Source organism: Bradyrhizobium sp., from assembly GCF_019244115.1.
Classification (GTDB): domain Bacteria; phylum Pseudomonadota; class Alphaproteobacteria; order Rhizobiales; family Xanthobacteraceae; genus Bradyrhizobium.
On sequence record NZ_JAFATE010000680.1, the window covers coordinates 1 to 3,980 of the forward strand.

Sequence of the window (3,980 nt, forward strand, 5' to 3'; positions counted from 1 at the left end):
GCCCACCGTTTGGATGGCCCCTTGTTTGCGCCTCCCGCGGCCCAGGGCCTTCAACGCGCTTCTTCTCGCCGGCCGGCCTCCTGCCCTTGCAAGTCCGTCAGGTCTTGCCAGCCCGGGGAGAGCTTTCGCATTTAAATCGCGGACCAATGGCGCCCGCCTTTGCTCCAGGATTTAACTGCCAAATCCGCGACTTGCCTGCAAACCTTTTTGGCATTTCAGGCCGGAGCTCGAGGGGAACGCCCCCGGCCCGCTCCGCGATTTAACTGCAATCGACAGAGGGGGCTAACCCGGATCGATCACAAACCCGGTTCCGAACCTCTCAATAAGATGTTTCAATAGGCGAGCGCCTCGGCTGGCCGCCGGACCGGACGTTTTTCGGGCCGGACCGTCGCCTTTTGGCTCCCCGCGGGGCTCAAAGCCCACCTCGGGCACCCCCTCAGGGCGTAGCGCACCGGCGTCGGGCCGCTGCCGTGGGTCCGACGTTCGGGCAAAAGCAATGGACGTCCCGCCCGGCTAAGCCGCCGTGGGCAAGGCCCGCAACCGCTGGTGCACCAAGCCAAAGAGCGCCTTGAAGGGGTAGGCTGAACACAGCTGGAGGTGGATGCGCCGCACGCTCACCCGTACCCGGGCCGCAATCTTAAAGAGCCGCAAGCGGATCTGGCCGATCGAGGCCCCTTCCAGTTCGGTCCCGGCTAAGACCTCCGCTTGCAGCGGGTTCAACATCAGGTGAGCGAAGGCCGAAAACCACAACCGCAACTGATTAGAGGCCAGCCAATGGGTGCTGGTCCGATCGGCAAACAGGTCCAACTGCTGCTCTTTAATGCGGTTTTCCATGTCGCCCCGAGCGCAGTAGAACTTTTCGTACAACGCCGCTGGCGCAAAGCGGGCCGCTTGGGCCGCTTCGCCCCCGCCGTCGGCCGGTAAGCTGGTGACGATAAAGCGCGGGTTGTCGCCTTCGGCTAACACTTCGGCTTTGCCGATGACGCGCCGCGCCCGGCTCCAACTGTCGCGCGTGGCGTATTCAAACTCGGTGAAACAGCGGCAGGGGCTCTGCAGCTTACCTTCCTTGAGCTGGGCTTTGAGGCTCTCAAAGCTGGCCTGCAGTTCCTTCTGCAGCCGCTCGTTGCGGGCCAAACCCAAACAGTAAAAGACCCCGTTAGCTTCGCACCAATTCATGATCGGCTCGCGGGCAAAGCCGCTGTCAGCCCGCACGATGATGCGGAGGTGCGGGCCAAAGCGTTGGCGGATGGCCGGCACGATCTTTTGAAGCGCCTCCACCGTGCCGGAGCTGGCGTCGCGTTTGCAATCGCGCAGTTGGGCCCACAGGGGGATGTTGCCGCAAAAGCAGTAGAGTGGTAGGTAGCAATAGTGGCCGTAATAGCCGTGAAAATAAGCCCCTTGTTGCTTGCCGTGCAGCGGGTCGTCGGTGGCGTCGAAATCCAGCACGACCTCGGCGCTCTTGCGCGGGAGGGCTTTGACGCCTCGCTCGAGCAGCAGCGCTTCGATTTTGTCGGGCTGGGGCGCGATCTTGCGGTAGCGGCCGTCGAGGGCCTCGGCGCCCAACTCCAAGCGGTTAAGGGTGGCGTGGCCGGCCAGCGCCTGGCCTTGATCGCGGGGCAACGAGCGCTCCTGACCCAGCAAATCGGCCTTACCGCAAATGAGCGCCTGCAGCGGGTCGCGCCGCAGGTGGTCATGATCGTTGAGGTCTTCGTAACCCAACGCCAAGCCGTGAATGCGTTGGGCCAGCAGTTCTTCCAAGCGGTGTTCGACGTAGCGCGGGTCGCGGTGGTCGACAAAACAGTCGGCCAAGGCCCGGAACAAGCCGCTGTGGCGTTCCAGTTCGCGCAAGATCAAGCCACCCCCGTCGCTGGAGAGGTAACCGCCTCCAAAATCGACCTCGACTTTGCGTTTACCGAGGTCTTGAAAAAAACAGGGTTGTTCGTTACAGTCTGTCATCGAAGCGGCGTCCTTTTTTGTAAGTTTAACTTGTTGAACACCAAGAGCTTACACCAGAGAGGCGCCGCTTTGCTATCTAATTCGTGAGCTTTTCAGGCTAGAGTCGAGTAGGCCTCCGCTGGCGAGAGTGGGATTACAGGTAAAGACGGTCGCGGAGACTTACTCGACGGTTGGACGAAGCCTACTCCTGGCGTGGCTCAGCGTAAGGGAAAAGTACCGTGAGCGAGGGGGGCAGACGACGGCGGAGAGGCATTTGGGCTACGCGATAGGGCCGTAGCCGCAGCTTTGAAAGGCAGGATGCAACGGTGGCCAAAGGTCCGAGAGCGATCATTGGGCCGAGCAAGTAACCCCGGAGGGCCGAAGCCGAGCTTCGCAGACGACGCGAAGACAACCGCGCAGCCAGAGCGTATCCAAAGCGGCTTTGGCCGGAACGCCTGAATCAAGGCCGGGGCTGGGCGTGCCTGGAGCGCTTTCATAAGGAATCGCACGGCGTGGGACCGGCGCCGATCCGGTGCAGCACGCCGGCCGCATCGCGGAAGGCCACCAAGCGGAGGCCGGCTTGGCCGCAGGCGGGACAACGCATCGAGCGATCCTGCCCTTGGGGCGACGCAATGGCCACCGCGCGCCCGCGGCGCTGGAGAATCGCGCGAACGGTTTCGAGGCCTCGTTTGCGGCGATTGTTGCCCAGGAGGCCATAATGGCGAATGCGCACCAGGCCCGCCGGCAGGATGTGCAAGCTAAAGCGGCGGATAAACTCCAGGCCCGAGAGGGTTAAGGCCTTGAGTTGTGAGCTGTGCCGGTAGTCGCGGTAGCTGAAGCTCACCGTCTGCTGGCTGACATCGATGGCCAGGATGCGCCGGTTGCTTAGCGCGACGCGGTGGGTGTAGTTAGCCAGGTAGCTTACCACCTGCTGCGGCCCGCCAAAGGGACGTTTGGCATAAAGGACCCAAGGCTTTTGGTAGAGCCGCGAAAGCCAGCGGGCACGTGCCGCCGGGGCCTGGAGGGCCGGATCGGCCAGATGCAACGCTTGGTCATCGAGCAGTTGGCGTAGCCCGGCCAGGAACTTGCCCCGGAACAGCGCGGCAACCGCTCGCACCGGGAAAAGGAACTTCCGCTGCTTTGGCGAACGCCACCGTTTGCCGTCGGGGCTTAAGGCTCCCCCCGTAACAATGCAATGAAGATGCGGATGGAAGTCGAGCTTTTGGCCCCAGGTATGCAGCACGGCGGTGATGCCCAGATCGCCCCGGAGCCGGTTGCGCCCGAACGCCAGCAGGCTCTGGGCCGCACAATCGAAGAGCAGCGGATAGAGGTGGCGCGGGTTGGCCAGCACCAAGGCATTAAGTTCCGGGGGCAACGTGAAGACGCAATGGTAGTAAGGCACCGGCAAGAGGCTCTGGAGCTGCTTGGCCAACCACTGCCGGCTTTTGGCCGCTTGGCAACCGGGGCAATGCCGGTCGCCACAGGAGCGGGGCGCCCAGTGCCGATGCCCGCAGTGCGGGCACTGGAACAGGTTGGCGCCCAGCTGCAGGGTACCGCACGCGGCCCGCTGCCCGAGCACCCGCAGTTGGTGCTGACCCAGCTTGAGCAGCGGCAGCACGATCGGGAGAAAAGCGCGCAGGATGCCGCCCAAGGTGAATCGCTCCTGGGCGACCTCCCTGTGGCTCTCCGCCACGGGACAGGACGCGTCCATCGCCGTCCGCTCGGCACCGATAGGTTAGAGTGACTGAGCTCCCCCCATTACCGCCCGAGGTGGCTGGTATCGATGAGGTCCAAAGGCGAGTGCACCTCCCCGAGCCGGCAGGCGGTCACATGCAGGTAAAGGGCCGTGGTCATCAGGCTCGCATGGCCCATCAAGCGCTGCACCACCGGCAGTTCCACGCCGCTTTCGATCAGGTGGGTGGCAAAACTGTGCCGCAAGTTATGAATGCCGCCCTTGAAGCGCACCCCGCTCTTTTTGACCGCGCGGTAATAGATGTTCTGGCCGCTGGTGGGGCAGAGGGGTCCGGCTTGGTAACCCAGAAAGA

The 3,980-nt window shown here is 63.3% G+C and carries 3 protein-coding genes; all 3 read right to left on the reverse strand.

The window, feature by feature from the left end; genetic code table 11:
• Window positions 1–513: 513 nt before the first annotated feature.
• Window positions 514–1,956, reverse strand: coding sequence for an IS1380 family transposase (locus JOZ76_RS29480; protein ID WP_291704722.1), 1,443 nt, complete (start codon window positions 1,954–1,956; stop codon window positions 514–516).
• A 472-nt stretch (window positions 1,957–2,428) separates the two neighbouring features.
• Window positions 2,429–3,586, reverse strand: coding sequence for an IS91 family transposase (locus JOZ76_RS29485; RefSeq protein ID WP_291704724.1), 1,158 nt, complete (start codon window positions 3,584–3,586; stop codon window positions 2,429–2,431).
• 107 nt (window positions 3,587–3,693) lie between these two features.
• Window positions 3,694–3,980: tyrosine-type recombinase/integrase (locus JOZ76_RS29490; protein ID WP_291704726.1), on the reverse strand; the 287-nt coding region annotated here is incomplete at its 5' end.